17 protein-coding genes are annotated in these 15,405 nt (G+C 45.1%); 4 read left to right on the top strand and 13 right to left on the bottom strand.

Going from position 1 to position 15,405, the window contains the following annotated elements; genetic code table 11:
• Positions 1–21: 21 nt before the first annotated feature.
• From rnc to rpoE, 9 genes are all read right to left on the bottom strand, one after another.
• The gene (gene rnc, locus BLU57_RS03335; RefSeq protein ID WP_090316157.1) at positions 22–726 is read right to left on the bottom strand and encodes a ribonuclease III; all 705 of its coding nucleotides are present in this window, start codon (positions 724–726) and stop codon (positions 22–24) included.
• Positions 727–746: 20 nt separating this feature from the next.
• Complete coding sequence (locus BLU57_RS03340) at positions 747–1,118, bottom strand: DUF4845 domain-containing protein (protein WP_090316159.1); 372 nt, start codon at positions 1,116–1,118, stop codon at positions 747–749.
• Between the two features lie 31 nt (positions 1,119–1,149).
• A complete protein-coding gene (lepB, locus tag BLU57_RS03345; RefSeq protein WP_090316162.1) occupies positions 1,150–1,956 on the bottom strand; it encodes a signal peptidase I in 807 nt (268 codons plus the stop codon).
• 91 nt (positions 1,957–2,047) lie between these two features.
• Positions 2,048–3,844: a translation elongation factor 4 gene (gene lepA / locus BLU57_RS03350; RefSeq protein ID WP_176776352.1), complete on the bottom strand. Its 1,797-nt coding sequence runs from the start codon at positions 3,842–3,844 to the stop codon at positions 2,048–2,050.
• A 94-nt stretch (positions 3,845–3,938) separates the two neighbouring features.
• The gene (locus BLU57_RS03355) at positions 3,939–4,229 is read right to left on the bottom strand and encodes a glutaredoxin family protein (protein ID WP_256206073.1); all 291 of its coding nucleotides are present in this window, start codon (positions 4,227–4,229) and stop codon (positions 3,939–3,941) included.
• The gene (locus BLU57_RS03360) at positions 4,213–5,628 is read right to left on the bottom strand and encodes a DegQ family serine endoprotease (protein WP_090316168.1); all 1,416 of its coding nucleotides are present in this window, start codon (positions 5,626–5,628) and stop codon (positions 4,213–4,215) included. The genes BLU57_RS03355 and BLU57_RS03360 overlap by 17 nt, the downstream gene beginning before the upstream one ends.
• A gap of 155 nt (positions 5,629–5,783) precedes the next feature.
• On the bottom strand, positions 5,784–6,779 hold the full coding sequence (locus BLU57_RS03365; protein WP_090316171.1) for a MucB/RseB C-terminal domain-containing protein: 996 nt from the start codon (positions 6,777–6,779) through the stop codon (positions 5,784–5,786).
• Positions 6,776–7,333, bottom strand: a complete 558-nt coding sequence (locus BLU57_RS03370) for a sigma-E factor negative regulatory protein (protein ID WP_090316174.1) — start codon at positions 7,331–7,333, stop codon at positions 6,776–6,778. The genes BLU57_RS03365 and BLU57_RS03370 overlap by 4 nt, the downstream gene beginning before the upstream one ends.
• A gap of 1 nt (position 7,334) precedes the next feature.
• Positions 7,335–7,934, bottom strand: a complete 600-nt coding sequence (gene rpoE / locus BLU57_RS03375; protein WP_090316177.1) for an RNA polymerase sigma factor RpoE — start codon at positions 7,932–7,934, stop codon at positions 7,335–7,337.
• Between the two features lie 261 nt (positions 7,935–8,195).
• On the opposite strand from rpoE, the gene nadB reads away from it, so the two are divergent.
• Positions 8,196–9,791, top strand: a complete 1,596-nt coding sequence (gene nadB, locus BLU57_RS03380) for an L-aspartate oxidase (RefSeq protein WP_090316180.1) — start codon at positions 8,196–8,198, stop codon at positions 9,789–9,791.
• Between the two features lie 102 nt (positions 9,792–9,893).
• On the opposite strand, the gene BLU57_RS03385 is transcribed toward nadB, so the two are convergent.
• Both BLU57_RS03385 and BLU57_RS03390 read right to left on the bottom strand, forming a co-directional pair.
• Positions 9,894–10,172 (bottom strand): hypothetical protein, encoded by a 279-nt coding sequence (locus BLU57_RS03385; protein ID WP_090316183.1) that lies wholly within the window; start codon positions 10,170–10,172, stop codon positions 9,894–9,896.
• 239 nt (positions 10,173–10,411) lie between these two features.
• Positions 10,412–10,858, bottom strand: a complete 447-nt coding sequence (locus tag BLU57_RS03390; RefSeq protein WP_090316267.1) for a protein YgfX — start codon at positions 10,856–10,858, stop codon at positions 10,412–10,414.
• Between the two features lie 143 nt (positions 10,859–11,001).
• Here BLU57_RS03390 and ygfZ point away from each other — a divergent pair, with 143 nt between their 5' ends.
• A complete protein-coding gene (gene ygfZ, locus BLU57_RS03395) occupies positions 11,002–12,042 on the top strand; it encodes a CAF17-like 4Fe-4S cluster assembly/insertion protein YgfZ (RefSeq protein WP_090316185.1) in 1,041 nt (346 codons plus the stop codon).
• Between the two features lie 34 nt (positions 12,043–12,076).
• Here the strand turns inward: ygfZ and BLU57_RS03400 are convergent, their stop codons facing one another.
• A complete protein-coding gene (locus BLU57_RS03400; protein WP_090316188.1) occupies positions 12,077–12,787 on the bottom strand; it encodes a DUF502 domain-containing protein in 711 nt (236 codons plus the stop codon).
• A 419-nt stretch (positions 12,788–13,206) separates the two neighbouring features.
• On the opposite strand from BLU57_RS03400, the gene BLU57_RS03410 reads away from it, so the two are divergent.
• Positions 13,207–14,670, top strand: a complete 1,464-nt coding sequence (locus BLU57_RS03410) for a dynamin family protein (RefSeq protein WP_090316195.1) — start codon at positions 13,207–13,209, stop codon at positions 14,668–14,670.
• A gap of 66 nt (positions 14,671–14,736) precedes the next feature.
• On the opposite strand, the gene BLU57_RS03415 is transcribed toward BLU57_RS03410, so the two are convergent.
• Positions 14,737–14,946 carry a hypothetical protein gene (locus BLU57_RS03415; RefSeq protein ID WP_090316198.1) on the bottom strand — a complete coding sequence of 70 codons (210 nt, stop codon included), beginning with the start codon at positions 14,944–14,946 and terminating at the stop codon, positions 14,737–14,739.
• 88 nt (positions 14,947–15,034) lie between these two features.
• On the opposite strand from BLU57_RS03415, the gene rpsO reads away from it, so the two are divergent.
• On the top strand, positions 15,035–15,304 hold the full coding sequence (gene rpsO, locus BLU57_RS03420) for a 30S ribosomal protein S15 (protein WP_090316201.1): 270 nt from the start codon (positions 15,035–15,037) through the stop codon (positions 15,302–15,304).
• Positions 15,305–15,405 lie beyond the last annotated feature (101 nt).

Raw genomic sequence — 15,405 nt, forward strand, 5'->3', positions numbered from 1 at the left:
GTGTTATCAGGAATAATCACATTAAGGATACGCATGATGCAAGCAAATTTCGTCATAAGCCAGCTTCGCCGCTGCCTGCTCTGCACCGCGCCGACTGGTGCCTTCGCCCGAAGTCCGGATATCGAATGCCGGTATCACGCAATCCACTTGAAATTTCTGCTTATGCGCTTTACCGCTGGTGGTAACCACCACATACTCCGGCAGCGCCAGTTTCTGACTTTGTAAAAATTCCTGCAATAAAGTTTTCGGATCCTTGCCTTGCGTTTTAAAATCGATATCCTGCATCAAGGGCAAATAGAGCGCTTTAATGACATCTTCCGCCTGTGCGTAATTACTGTCCACATAGATGGCACCCAATACCGCTTCCAGGGCATCAGCCAGAATCGACGGGCGGTGGCAGCCGCCACTCCTGAGCTCACCTTCACCCAATCTTATCAGTTGATCGATCTGCAAGTTCAGCGCCATGCCGGAGAGCGCTTTTTGATTGACGAAATTGGCGCGCAATCGAGACAAATGGCCCTCCGGAAGTTCCGGGAATTGTGTATAAATCAATCCGGCGATCGCGCAATTCAGGACCGCATCGCCAAGAAACTCAAGCCGTTCATTATGCGCTGCGCTATGGCTTCGATGCGTCAATGCTTCCTGTAGCAACTGGGGGCGTGTAAATGTATACCCCAGGCGTTTACAAAACTGCTCGAACAACAAGGGATGATTACTGGGTAGCATTGAACACGATATTTCCGTTATCACTCGCTGGATGCTTGAAAGTCAATATGCAGGGAAATATTGGAAACCAGAGGTATTTGAACTGCATAGCTTGCGCTGAGTACAATGCGGCCATTTTCCTTATTGATTTTAATATCTTGTCCATTGATAGATTTAATACCATCAATTTGGGCGCGCTTATCAAACGATATTTTTATTTGACTCGGACTAGTGGTCTGCGTATCGATGTCTTTCACCATGGCGGCTAGATTTCTTTTGATCGACGAGAATTCAATATAAGCAGGCGCAACTTTCAAACCGGAAATTGAAACCAGAATTAAAATCACCGCCCAGATGAGCAAACCGGATAAGCTGATACCTCTCTGTTTTTGCCGCAGCGTATGATATCTCATACTTTCTTCCACATTTAAAAAAGCTTATCGATTATTTAATGGATAACCCGATACGATCAAAGCTTCCAAAGTTCCACCAGATCATGAAGGCTTTACCGACGATATTTTCCTCTGGAACAAATCCCCAGTAACGGCTATCGCTGCTACTGTCGCGATTATCCCCGAGGGCGAAATAATTTCCCGGCGGCACTTCGCAAGTAAATCCCGTGCGGTGATACTTGCAGTTATCGCGAAACGGAAAGTCCCTGACATTCGAGTATTGCAGTCCTTTAACATCCTGATTAATCAGAATGGAATGACCTTCTTCCTTGTTCAGGTATTCCGAATAACGATCGGAATAAATATAGCCGTGGCCGGACTCGACATATTTGTAATCGCCGTCATAGTCCATTTTGATCACTTCACCATTAATAATAAGCTGCTTATTATGATAAGTAATCACGTCGCCAGGCACGCCGACCACCCGCTTAATATAATCAATCGAAGGATCCTCAGGATAGCGGAATACCAACACATCGCCACGCTTCGGTTCATTCATATCGATAACTTTCTTGTTGATCACCGGCAGCCGGATTCCATAGGTATATTTGTTGACCAAAATGAAATCACCAACCAGCAGCGTCGGTATCATCGACCCGGAAGGAATTTTGAATGGCTCGATCACAAAGGAGCGCAAGCTGAAAACGATCAAAATAATGGGGAAAAAACTCTTCGGATATTCGATCCACCAAGGTTCGCTTTCTCCTTCCGCACGCTTATTTTTCCAAAATAGAAAATCCAGCAAATAAATACAACCGGTAATCACCAGCAGTACGAACAGAATCAAAGGAAAATTCATTGCGATTCCTTCGATGACACATGAGATATTTTATTAAAGCAATCCTGCTTTAATTCACAATCGGACAACAAAACTGTATTTTTATGCTTCATTATTTATTATCAACCTGCAAAATTGCCAGAAATGCTTCTTGCGGAATTTCCACGTTACCCACCCGTTTCATTCTCTTTTTACCTGCTTTTTGCTTCTCCAGCAACTTTCGTTTACGGGATATATCGCCACCGTAACATTTTGCCAACACATTCTTGCGTAACGCTTTGACCGTCTCGCGCGAGATGATATGCGCACCGATGGCCGCCTGCACGGCAATATCGAACATCTGGCGCGGAATCAATTCACGCATTTTTTGCACCAGTTCACGTCCGCGATACAGACTGTTGCTGCGATGGATGATCAGCGATAACGCATCGACTTTATCACCATTAATCAACACATCCAGTTTCACCAAATCGGAAGCGCGGAACTCCTTGAATTCATAGTCCAATGAAGCATAGCCGCGGCTGGTCGACTTCAAGCGGTCGAAAAAATCCATGACGACTTCATTCAATGGCATCTCATAGGTCAGCATTACTTGCTTACCCATATACTGCATATTGGTCTGGTTGCCGCGTTTGCTGACACACAGGGTAATCACCGCACCCACATATTCTTCCGGAACGATGATGGTGGATGTGATAATCGGTTCGCGTATCTCTTCGATTTTAGAGAGATCGGGAATTTTGGACGGATTCTCAATTTCGATCATGGTGCCATCGCGCAACAGCACTTGATATACCACTGTCGGTGCAGTCGTAATCAAATCCATATCGTATTCTCTTTCCAGCCGTTCCTGCACAATGTCCATATGCAGCAGCCCAAGAAAACCGCAACGGAAACCAAAACCCAATGCTTGCGATACTTCCGGTTCAAAGTGCAACGACGAGTCGTTCAGCTTCAATTTCTCCAACGCCGAGCGCAAGGCATCGTACTGATTGGATTCCACCGGATATAATCCGGCAAATACCTGCGGTTTAATTTCTTTAAAGCCTTGCAGCGGCTTTTCCGCCGGATTCGTGGCCAATGTTACCGTATCACCCACTTTGGCCGTATCCAGCTCCTTAATGCCGGAAATGATAAAACCCACTTCTCCGGCGCTAAGCGAATCGCGATTTAAGGATTTAGGCACGAACACCCCGACCTGCTCGCATAACTGAACCGCTTTGCTCGCCATCAACAAAATTTTATCCCCGGGTTTCAGCGTGCCGTCCATGACTCTGACCAATATCACGACGCCGACATAATTATCGAACCAGGAATCGATGATCAACGCTTTCAACGGTGCTTTGGGGTCACCTTCCGGAGCGGGAATTTTTGCAATCAATGCCTCTAAAACATCCGCGACACCTTGACCTGTTTTCGCGCTGATTCTGACAGCGTCGTGCGCATCGATTCCGATAACTTCCTCGATATTATCGATCACCCGTTCCGGGTCCGCAGCTGGCAAATCAATTTTGTTGAGCACCGGAATGACTTCGACCCCCTGCTCAATTGCGGTATAGCAATTGGCAACCGTTTGCGCTTCAACACCCTGCGAGGCATCAACCACCAGGAGCGCACCTTCGCAGGCTGCTAACGAGCGCGAAACTTCATAGGAAAAATCAACGTGCCCGGGCGTATCGATCAAATTCAGTAAATAAGTTTCACCATTTTTGGCTTTATAGCGCAATGCTGCCGTCTGAGCCTTGATGGTAATGCCTCTTTCGCGTTCCAAATCCATGGAATCCAGGACTTGTTCTTCCATTTCACGATCAGACAAGCCGCCGCATAAATGAATAATACGATCCGCCAGTGTCGATTTGCCGTGATCAATATGGGCAATGATGGAGAAATTACGAATATGCTGCATCAGGATATGAGATATAAAAATATTTCCAGTAATATAAGATTAACGCCGTTGGACTGGAAATTAAAATATTGTATTGGCAGTTAAAAGAGGCAGCATTCTAACGAAATTCAGCAAGATAATCATCTAAAGCTGCTAAATCCAGAAAATAGTGACAGATTTCTTGGCCGTTATGCGAGGACATCAGCACGGGAATCTTGTCCCCGTAGCGAGCAACCAGCTCAGGATCGGAGTCAATATCAATCACCTGAAAAGCGAAAGATACTTGCGCCTGCAAGTTTTGCAGCGCAAGTATCATGTCCTGACAAAGATGGCATTCTTCACGGCCATAAACGATCAATTTGGGTACTTGATCCATGGCCGCTGCGCCCGGCTCAGTCTTTTTTATCATCGTCGGTCAGCTTCATCGTGATAAAAGTTGTGATATCGCTTCGCTTAACCAGCAAAGCGATATTCTTTCCGCTTTTGACTTGACTCAACAATTCATTAAATTGCTCAACAGTTTTCACATCCTTACTATTTAAGCCCAAAATGATATCGCCAATGCGGATTCCCGAGCGGCTGGCAATGCCGGGCTGCATATCTTCAACCAGCAAGCCATTGGCAATCTCCAGTTGTTTCTTTTGTTCGTCATTAATCTCGCTTAATGCCAATCCCAGGCGATTCGATGTATTCGTTTTTTTACCTTGTTTCAGCTTGCGATTTTCCGCCGCATCATCGGAAGGTGTTTCTCCCACCTCAACTTTGATGGTTTTCAAAGCGCCCTCTCGCCAAACCTCTATCGATACTTTGGATTTAGGTTTGGTGTTGCCGACTATGCGGGGCAAATCGGCAGAAATCCCTACCTCTTTTTCATCAAACTTCAGAATAATATCGCGTGGCTTGATCCCCGCTTGATCGGCAGGACCGCCTTTTTCCACTGAAACAACCAGCGCGCCATTACTATCGGATAAACCGAACGACTCCGCGAGCTCTTTGGTCACTTCCTGTATCATCACGCCGATTCTTCCTCGGCTCACTTTACCATTAGCTTTTAATTGATCCGCAATTTCGGTCGCCACATTAATCGGTATGGCGAATGACAATCCCATGAATCCACCGGTCCGGCTGTATATCTGGGAGTTGATCCCAACCACTTCACCACGCATATTAAACAACGGGCCGCCGGAATTTCCCGGATTGATCGCCACATCGGTTTGTATGAATGGAACATAATTTTCCTGTGCCAGAGAACGTCCTTTTGCGCTCACGATACCGGCCGTCACGCTATGTTCAAAACCGAACGGTGAACCAATTGCAACCACCCATTCACCCACTTTCAGATTTTCCGGATTCCCTTGCGTCACTTTGGGTAAATCCGTAGCATTGATTTTAATTAAAGCAATATCGGTTTTCCGGTCAGTGCCGATGATCTCCGCGGTAAACTCCCGTTTGTCATTCAGCTTTACCGTAATTTCATCAGCTGTTTCAACAACGTGTGCATTCGTCAGAATATAACCGTCCGCACTGATGATAAAACCGGAGCCCAAAGACTTAGGCTCTGATCTTCTCGGCGCGGGGAAAGGTTGCATGTGCCGCTTAAAGAAATCGTAAAACGGCGAATTTTCCGGCAGACCCTGTATTTCAGGTAAAACCTGGTTGTTCACCGCATTTGAGTTCTGCACCGCGCTGATATTGACTACCGCAGCGCCATGTTTCTCAACCAGTCCGGTAAAATCGGGTAACTGATTGGTTTGTGCGAATGCTGATGGGGTATACAAAAACAATAACATTACTATCAATCGAAACATAATTTTTATCCTTACTTTACGTTTGGCAAGCAATCAACGTGGGTATACATCACTTTTTTAACCGTCGAACCGGGAAATATGTTCAATTTTTTCTTGTAGATATCGATGGGAAGCTGAAGAATTTTGCAGATTCAGTATGCTTTGACTTGCGGAAATTAATCTTTTTTAACAACAGAATCGCCTATTAGTTTAATGGTTTCCAGTGGAACTTCACCGACTGTTGTTATTTTATTATCATTGAGTGTGCGAACATAGATATTTATCGCACCACGGCTGGTAAAAAAACCAGGAACCGGTGACGGCGCATCCTTACTAATCGGTTCGATAAACACCGAAACCGTCGCGAGTCCGTCTGATACGGCAATATGATCGACCAGAACAGGCTTTTCGGTCAAATTGCGCTTCATTTCAATCAATTTCCGGAAGCCTGCGGGAAAACTCTTGACCTGCCACGGTAATTCACCTTCACCTAAAATTGAGGTCAGTAATTTTGTTGTTTCCCATTCGCCCGAAATCAGAGATTGATTCGGTTTCAATTGACTGAAAGGAATGTCTCCATCGATTTCTAGTTGTGCAAAAGCAAATTGCTCAATGATTTGATTGCCATCGATTACAGCCACTTTCACGGGTACTCCGGTTGCAGTGTCAATCCAGAATTTATGACCATATCGTAATGAATCCCTCGGGGTCAGAGACAAGACCTGGCACTCATGGTCCGCGATCCGCTCGCGGCCGATTTCCTTGACAGAGTAATTCTCGTCAACGTTATCTAATGGTAAAGGGAGAATATCAGGAAAGAATTTACGGAACCAACGTTTTTCAGTATATATTTTTTTACTTTCAGGAAGATAACACTGCATCTCATCGTTATTACGAAAAACAATGCGGGGCAGTCCGTCTAGTACTTCAATTTTTTCATATTCACCGGTTGGACCAGCTTTGTGCACGATGCGAGAAGTTTCTATATGGCCATCGGCATAATAAACGAACGTTCCGGAGTAATTATGGCGACGCGGCGCCTCAGCCATTTTCTTTAACCAACCCAGCGCACTCTGGGTTGAACGAGACAACTCTTGCGCAACCGCTGTTTGAAGACTTACTACTAACAGTAAAAATAGCGAAAACAGCGGGAATATTTTGCGGCTAATCATCTACCATATCTTTCGTGGTATTCAGTCACGTTATTGACATTGGTAACTTGCCCATTCATCGTGATGCCTGGAGAGAATTCCCGGTGCACGAAGAGATAATCATTCATTTCAACCGGGGGATGCGAGTAATTATGAATTAAAGGAGGAGAAGAAACTGTGATGGGTGTGGTAGTTAAGTTATTGTCGCGTTTTGATTGCTCAGCCACCATAACCTGTTGCGGATTATAGAGATTATTCATTATAACCCACCCCGAAACCATCGCTATCACTGAGGCGGCCATTGAAAAGGCCAGGACTTTATGTGTTTGTTTCTTTTCTACGTTACGAGAACTATTATGGGGAGAGAGTATGGTTGGTTCGGCTTTTAACTTTTGGTTGACACTGGCAGATATATTCATCGATAGTCGAGATGATTGCCGCAGCGCATCGCCAATCACGTGATACGCCTTCCACTCATCCCGCAGATCATTATCTTTTTTTATCGCCTCAATAATATTTGAAACATCTTGCTGATCAAGCTCACCATCCATCAATGCAGATACTTTACTTTTCACATTACCACCTCTTGTCTTTACTTGTCCCTAGCAAAGGACGCAACTGTTCAGATATCGCTTCACGTGCGCGAAATATGCGCGAACGTACAGTCCCAATGGGACAACTCATAATATTGGCAATTTCTTCATAACTTAATCCATCAATTTCTCTTAAAACAATCGCTGTACGCAATTCTTCAGGCAACGAATCCAACGTCTGATTAACCGTTTGAGCAATTTCTTGACTCATCAGTTCACTTTCAGGTGTATTCATTTCCTTCAACAAACCGCTATCTTCGAAATCTTCGGCATCTTCATTGTCAAATCCTTGCAATGTCGGCAGCTTACGCCCCTGAGATACCAGAAAATTCTTTGCTGTATTAATACCAATCCGATACAGCCACGTATAAAACGCACTATCTCCACGAAATGAAGGCAGTGCCCTATACGCTTTGATAAAAGCTTCTTGCGTAACATCCTCAACCTCAGCTGAGTCACGAATAAACTGTGACAGTAAACGAGCCAGCTTACGTTGATATTTAATGACTAGTAGATCAAATGCATGCTTATCTCCGCCTTGAACTCGTTCTACTAACTGTTGATCGATTTCCCGATCACCCATACAACCTGATCCCTGAGCATTTTAAATGAATTTATAGTTAATTCTTGTTCCATTAAATGTAGCATAATGACACAACAGAACAAGTATACATATCCAAATGAATCTCGGGAACTACGTAATTGCATCATCATTGTTTCAGAGACAATTAATCCTATCGATTAGTTCACAAATCAGTAAAAGCAAATCCACGTATAAAGATTGAAGTACTCCGAGTCTGTTATTATTCAGCCCATCAATTACAAAAACAGATGGTCAAGTTTGATGCCTAACAACAATTTCGATACGCTGATCATCGGCAGTGGATTAGCTGGGTTTACGCTGGCATTGCATTTGGCGCAGCATAAAAAAATCTGTATCGTAACTAAACTAAGTGCTAATTCGGGTGCCAGCTCATGGGCGCAAGGGGGAATTGCAGCAGCATTATCCGATAACGATTCTCCATCACAACATGTACAAGACACATTGATCGCCGGAGCCGGCTTATGCGATAAGGAAATCACTCAATACATCACCGAAAATGCAGCAAATGCAATTCATTGGCTGATAGATCAAGGTGTTATTTTCACCAGCGACAAAACAAGCGAAACCGGATATCACCTGACAAAAGAAGGCGGTCATAGCATACGGCGCATTATTCATAGCGGCGATGCGACAGGTAAGGCTGTACAGCAAGCCTTAATCCAGAAAATACAAACGCACCCGAATATTTTAGTACTGGAACATCATATCGCCATCGATCTGATTACCAGTGATAAGTTATCCGATTATGCTCACACGCAGCATAAACGATGCTTTGGTGCTTATGTCCTCGACAAAAAACAAGATAAGGTGCTTACCTTTACAGCGCAAAACACAGTATTAGCTACAGGTGGAGCCAGCAAGGTCTATCTCTATACGACCAATCCGGATACCGCCACGGGCGACGGTATTGCAATGGGCTGGCGCGCGGGTTGCCGGATTGCCAATATGGAATTCATCCAGTTTCACCCGACTTGCCTCTATCATCCACATGCAAAATCGTTCTTGATCAGTGAAGCTGTGCGCGGCGAAGGCGGTTTACTAAAACTGCCTAACGGTGATCGCTTCATGCAGGGGCACGATCAACGCGCCGAACTCGCGCCACGCGACATTGTGGCTCGCGCTATTGACTTTGAAATGAAAAAAAGAGGACTGGATTGCGTCTATCTGGATATATCCCACAAACCCGCTGATTTTCTCAAAGAACATTTCCCGACTATTTACGCCCGTTGCCTGGAATTGGGAATCGATATCACTCGTGAACCGATTCCGGTCGTTCCGGCAGCACACTATACATGCGGTGGCGTGGTGACTGACAAACACGGCAAAACCGATTTGGATAACCTATATGCCATCGGAGAAACAGCACATACCGGATTACACGGCGCCAATCGTCTAGCCAGTAACTCTCTGCTGGAATGTCTGGTATTGGCACAAGCTGCGGGAATCGATATCGCCAATCAACCTATGAATGGACTCCCAAAACTGCCTGACTGGGATGAAAGCCGGGTTACGGATGCGGATGAAGAAATTGTCATCGCACACAACTGGGACGAGTTGCGCCGCTTTATGTGGAACTATGTCGGCATTGTGCGCACAACCAAACGATTGCAGCGCGCGCAGCATCGCATTGCGTTATTGCGCGAAGAAATCGATGAATACTATACAAACTTCCGCGTTACCAGTGATTTGTTAGAGCTGCGCAACCTCGTCGATAGCGCCGATCTCATTGTGCGATGCGCCATGCTGCGCCATGAAAGCCGGGGATTGCACTATAGCAAGGATTACCCAGATACCTTGCCGGTAGCGCAAAATACGATACTGCAGAGGGAAATTTAGGAGCAACAGAAAACGGCGCCTTACTTTTCAACACCTAAGCCGGTGTAACCGGCTTAGGTTAATAACAGAACAACCCTATTTTAAATAGATTAACTTAAAAGACTAACTGCATTTTCCTGTTTCGGAACCATCACTGTTGGTCTCTGTACCATCTTCTTTCACACAAGAATTTTGGCAGACGCCTGATTTTTTACAGGACTTACCTGCTGGCAGGCTCTTCTTATCAATACAAGTGCCATCCACCAGATAACACACTTGGTTTGCTCCACAAGCTGTTTTTCCATCTTTCTCGGTATCCAGACTACAAGCGGCAAAAGCTTGGCTGGTAGCAAACACCATTGCAATAACTAATACCAATGCATGAACAGTTTTTTTAAACATATTTTCTCCCTTTTTAGTTTACAAGCAAAGAACTCCCTCTTTGCGCAATTAGGATAGCAGAAAAATTTTCTATTGCGTGTAAATTGTTTTTACTGTTCATGTCTAAAATACTTCAGGATAAACAGCATACTTATATTTACCAAAGGGCACACCACCATCAAAAAAAACACCAAGAACGTATCCCGTTGAGCGTAGTTTGGTATGTACTACACTCTCTCTTGTTAAAAGAGCCGCCATGATTATTGACCGGTTTCTTGATCCTGCTTCCATTTCCACCGCAACCAAACCCGCAATCGCCTGAATTCATCCACTTTGATGCTATCGGGCAAAATCACAATGCTGCGCATAAAAAATTTCCCGGCCGGTTGCAGATTCATCACTGTAAGATAAGGAGCGACAAAAGTGCTTCCCAATATGCGGCAAGCAATCGATTGCCCGGATCGCGTTGTTACAATACAGCACATATCCTCCTTGAGCTGCAAAGCGATTACCGCATCATTTGCGCTTAACAATGCATCTTTACGCAGGTAATAGAGCAGACTGATAATCAGAAAAACAACGATGATTGCTTTTACTTCCAGGGGTAACGCCAGCGGCCATAAAAAGCCGGCAGTAATTAGATGCGCCAGACACAATATCGTTACAAGGCGGCAGGAAGATTGAAGATGAATAAATAAATCAGGCATATTTAAAATCGCTTTTCCAGCATTGACGGTCACAGAAAATAAAATCGCCCGGCGCAAAGCGCAATCTCCCGTAGCACACTCTTGCTTTCAACTGGATTGAGTATCGTATAATCATCGCCCGTTTATTCATCCGTAGCTTTTGTATGAATCCAGCATGGCAAACCTTTTTACGTGATCGTCACGCCGTCATTGAAAATGATAGTGTGGTACATTTTGGCAACATCACAACCGAGCTTCAAGAGACGCCAACAACCACCGTCATGGCTGATCTATCCCATCACCGCATAATTCGTTTTTCCGGCGAGGACGCAAACACTTTTTTGCAAAACCAGGTCAGTTGCGATATCCGGGAAATCAATCCAAACCAAGCGCAATATGGCAGCTACTGCACCCCTAAAGGCCGGATTCTGGCAACTTTCCTACTCTGGCAGCACCATGACGATCTTCTAATGCAATTGCCTGCCGGTTTATCCGCTGCCATACAAAAGCGGCTAACCATGTATGTGCTGCGCGCCAAAGTACAGTTGACCGATGCCAGTAATGACCTGATCCGAATTGGTATCGCAGGTCCGGATGCCGCTCTGTTGATTAAAGATGTAACCGGTTTACCATGCCATTTTGATCATCCGTTGCACGTTACGCATGATGGCGTACAGAGCGCTCTTTGTCTTTCTCCGCAACGTATCGAATTGATCACATCGGTTGAAAATGCAGCGCTACTCTGGCAACGCTTTGATCAACATGCCAAACCGGTTGGTATGGATTGCTGGAATTGGTTAAATATTGAATCGGGAATTCCGGTTATATTGCCCGAAACCCAGGAAATGTTTCTACCGCAGATGGTCAATTTGGACGCAATTGGCGGTGTCAGCTTTAAAAAAGGCTGTTATCCGGGACAAGAAATTGTGGCACGCACGCAATACCTCGGGAAACTCAAACGGCGCATGTTTTTAGCGCATATTGACTCGACACAGACTATTAAAGCGGGCGATGCGCTATACAGCAGCGATATGGATGATCAATCCAGCGGCAACATTGTCAATGCAACACCGTCACCGCAAGGCGGTTTTGATGCTTTAGCCGTCATTCAGCAAAGCAGTGTTGACGCCATCGAGATACATTGGCAATCGCTGCAAGGGCCAACATTGGAAATTCAATCGCTACCCTATTCATTACCGGCGTAAAAACGCAACGGCTCATCACCGCTTGCGCATCACGTTATTGTTTCTCTGCAGCCTGCACTTGCGGCTTAGGTTGATTGGAAAAATTCAAATTGTCGGGTGCATTGGTCCCGCCCGTCACAATAAACGTCATTGCTTCTTCTGTCGTCCAATCCGTCAGAATAACATCGTCCATTGGTAGAATTTCGATATAACCGGAAGTCGGATTGGGTGCGGTCGGCACATAAACCGCAGCAAGCTTTCTCCCGCTGTTTTTATCTGTTATAACTTTCGTGATAAACCCGACCGCTTTCATCTCTGACGATGGAAAACTGATCAGCACAACACGCTGCCCGGTAACCGGCGGCTGGCTGACCGTGTGCAAGAAACGTTTGGTAGCGCCATAAATTGTCTGCACCAAAGGCAGTCTAGCGAGAATATTTTCATAAATACCGATAACTTTCTTACCAATGACAAAAGAAGCCAGCAAGCCGATGCCATAAAGACTCACAATCGTTAGCAACGCAGCCACTGCATGTTGAAAATTAGAATCGAGCAGCCAACTGGCCGTGGTATCCGAAAATGGCCGGACAGCACGCGCCGTCCCTTTTAGCAAAGGATCTCCGATCTGTGCCAATAAATTCAATAAAAAATCAAATACCAGCCACGTCACCCACAGCGGCGCCACGGTAAGAAAGCCAATGAGGATATAGCGAGCTAGATGGGCGGAACGTGCTGCAGGCTGTTCTTGATTACTTTCTGTTGACATGCTTTAAATTTTTCTCCCGCCATTTAAGTGTGTACGATCTAAGCCTTGTTTTCTTCCGATCAAAAGGCACAAACCGCCGGAAACCGGCCGCGCATAAAATTGGCTATGATAATATTATTTTGCGTGAAACCAATGCAAATATTAGAAATATCATATACTGGCAAGCCTGCGGCGTTCTTGGTAGAATCGCCGGACACGCTGCAACAATTTCTGACATAGATCGACTGGCATTGAACATGCGTTATCCGTAAAATCTGTTTTCATTTGCAGTAGAAAAATTCTGGCTGGCACACATTCCAAAAAACCAGAGTAACTTACTGAAAACAGCACCATCTCATGCAGAAAAATGAATTTTTAAACTAAAAAATCACCTTCACGAAATTCAGGGTGTTCTCTCATAGGAATGAAAAGGGATCGTTATGTCACATAGCTCAACACAAATTAATAAGTATCTTAAGAGTTTACAAAAGCACTTAGCTGATGAGCATCCGGATAACCCGACACTGGCCAATGCAGTCAAAAGCTTCAGAAAAATGGATTATGTCGGCCACAGCATGGGGTTACTCAACAAAGATGAGTCTTATGCGACCTGTGTGACCTGGTGGCCTATGATCGCCGTATTAGGCACTTTCTCCGCCGGAAAATCGACCTATATCAATTCCTACCTGGATATGAAGCTGCAGCGCACCGGCAATCAGGCCGTTGACGACAAATTCACGGTCATTTGCTACAGCCGCCATAATGAAGCGAAAACACTGCCGGGCATTGCACTCGATGCCGATCCGCGTTTCCCGTTCTTTCAAATTAGCCGTAGCATTGAAGAAATTTCCGAAGCCGGGCAAGAACGCATTGACGCTTACTTGCAATTGAAAACCTGCCCGTCCGAAAATATACGCGGAAAAATCCTGATCGATTCTCCCGGTTTTGACGCCGACAATCAGCGCGCATCGACATTGCGTCTAACGCAGCACATCATTAATTTATCCGATCTTGTGCTGGTATTTTTTGATGCGCGCCACCCCGAACCGAAAGCCATGCAGGATACATTGGCTTATTTGGTATCGGCCAGCGTTAACCGTGCCGATGCAAACAAATTCCTGTACATTCTGAATCAGATTGATGTCACCGCACAGGAAGACAATCCGGAAGAAGTTGTTTCGGCTTGGCAACGCTCGCTTGCTGAAGTAGGTTTAGTCACGGGACGGTTCTATCGCATCTATAATCCAGCTGCCGCCGTACCAATAGCCAATCCGCACATCAAAGAACGCTTCGAGAAGAAACGCGAAGAAGATATGGCCGATATCAATGCAAGAATGCATCAGATCGAAGTCGAACGTTCGTATCGCATTGTCGGAAAGCTGGAGCAAACAGCAAAAAGCATAAAAAATCAGATTGTTAACAAACTATCTGACATGTTAAAGAAATGGAAAAGCAAAGTCATATTATTTGATGGTTTAGCTTTTGGCACGTTGGCTGTGTTGGCAGGAATAGCATTAACGATGAATGAGTCCTGGGGCATTGTCAAAACATTCCCGGAAGAACTCATGCAAGGGGATACCACGGCAATCGCCATCGCTTCGTTTTTGGCGCTCAGCATTATTTTCATCCATTTTTCCATTCGCCGCGCCGTTGCCAATAAGCTACTGAAAAACCTAGCGAAAGAAATAGGCAGCGATCATGAGGTCTACAAACAGTACGTGCAGGCATTTAATAAGAGTACTGCCACGTACCGTCCAATGCTCCTCAGCGGACCGGCTGGCTGGAATGATGTTGCACAACAGACAATTGATGAAATCATTAACGAAGCCAATGATTATATTCAAGCGTTGAACGATCAATTCACGAACCCATCGGGAAATGAGGGCGGAAATTCGCAAGTTTAGGATCTTACAATGCCAGATCGTTTTATCGCATTGCTAAATACGTACTTTGCCACCCAAAGATCTTAATCAGCCACCAGGGATAACAAACAGAATTGATAGAAGAACCCAATCTACAATATCAATTCTTTTGTTCCCCATAGATCGCTCTAAATTTCTTCTTTTATCCACTTCAACCAGTATCCATACCAGTTTATCCAGAATTGCACTTCCCCATGACACAGCTTTTGAGCTGCAATGAGCTTTAAGGTCTCCGCCACCGGTTCGATTTAGCTTCATAACTTGTTCCAGTTTGGACAAAAACGATATTAAAGAGTAAAATTCCGGCTCTTTATACCCAAGGGTAGTTTAATAACCGGAGAATTTTATGTCAGTCACAATCGACCAAAAAGCACAGGTAGTGCGGGACTATCAAAGAGCCGAAGGGGATACTGGCTCTCCTGAAGTCCAAGTTGCACTCTTAACGACTAGAATCAATGACTTAATCGGTCACTTCAAAACGCATGTCAAGGATCATCATTCCCGCCGCGGTCTGTTACGCATGGTTGGACGCCGCCGCAAACTGCTTGATTATCTAAAAAGCCGCAATACCGATACTTACCAAACGCTGATTGAACGCCTTGGTTTGCGTAAATAATGGTTTTCTCAGACTTGGCTGGTGCCAATCGAGCAGACCATTTTTCAGTCATGCAATCGATATTCTTGTCTGCAGGCAAATCAAAATTCGGAAAGATTCAT

This window comes from Nitrosomonas oligotropha (genome assembly GCF_900106555.1).
Classification (GTDB): domain Bacteria; phylum Pseudomonadota; class Gammaproteobacteria; order Burkholderiales; family Nitrosomonadaceae; genus Nitrosomonas; species Nitrosomonas oligotropha_A.

Bases quoted from the DNA above. Each gene is read 5' to 3' on its own strand.
- rnc (WP_090316157.1), bottom strand. From the start codon at position 726: ATGCTACCCAGTAATCATCCCTTGTTGTTCGAGCAGTTTTGTAAACGC.
- BLU57_RS03340 (WP_090316159.1), bottom strand. From the start codon at position 1,118: ATGAGATATCATACGCTGCGGCAAAAACAGAGAGGTATCAGCTTATCC.
- lepB (WP_090316162.1), bottom strand. From the start codon at position 1,956: ATGAATTTTCCTTTGATTCTGTTCGTACTGCTGGTGATTACCGGTTGT.
- BLU57_RS03355 (WP_256206073.1), bottom strand. From the start codon at position 4,229: ATGATAAAAAAGACTGAGCCGGGCGCAGCGGCCATGGATCAAGTACCC.
- BLU57_RS03360 (WP_090316168.1), bottom strand. From the start codon at position 5,628: ATGTTTCGATTGATAGTAATGTTATTGTTTTTGTATACCCCATCAGCA.
- BLU57_RS03365 (WP_090316171.1), bottom strand. From the start codon at position 6,779: ATGATTAGCCGCAAAATATTCCCGCTGTTTTCGCTATTTTTACTGTTA.
- rpoE (WP_090316177.1), bottom strand. From the start codon at position 7,934: ATGGGTGATCGGGAAATCGATCAACAGTTAGTAGAACGAGTTCAAGGC.
- nadB (WP_090316180.1), top strand. From the start codon at position 8,196: ATGCCTAACAACAATTTCGATACGCTGATCATCGGCAGTGGATTAGCT.
- BLU57_RS03385 (WP_090316183.1), bottom strand. From the start codon at position 10,172: ATGTTTAAAAAAACTGTTCATGCATTGGTATTAGTTATTGCAATGGTG.
- BLU57_RS03390 (WP_090316267.1), bottom strand. From the start codon at position 10,858: ATGCCTGATTTATTTATTCATCTTCAATCTTCCTGCCGCCTTGTAACG.
- ygfZ (WP_090316185.1), top strand. From the start codon at position 11,002: ATGAATCCAGCATGGCAAACCTTTTTACGTGATCGTCACGCCGTCATT.
- BLU57_RS03400 (WP_090316188.1), bottom strand. From the start codon at position 12,787: ATGTCAACAGAAAGTAATCAAGAACAGCCTGCAGCACGTTCCGCCCAT.
- BLU57_RS03410 (WP_090316195.1), top strand. From the start codon at position 13,207: ATGTCACATAGCTCAACACAAATTAATAAGTATCTTAAGAGTTTACAA.
- BLU57_RS03415 (WP_090316198.1), bottom strand. From the start codon at position 14,946: ATGAAGCTAAATCGAACCGGTGGCGGAGACCTTAAAGCTCATTGCAGC.
- rpsO (WP_090316201.1), top strand. From the start codon at position 15,035: ATGTCAGTCACAATCGACCAAAAAGCACAGGTAGTGCGGGACTATCAA.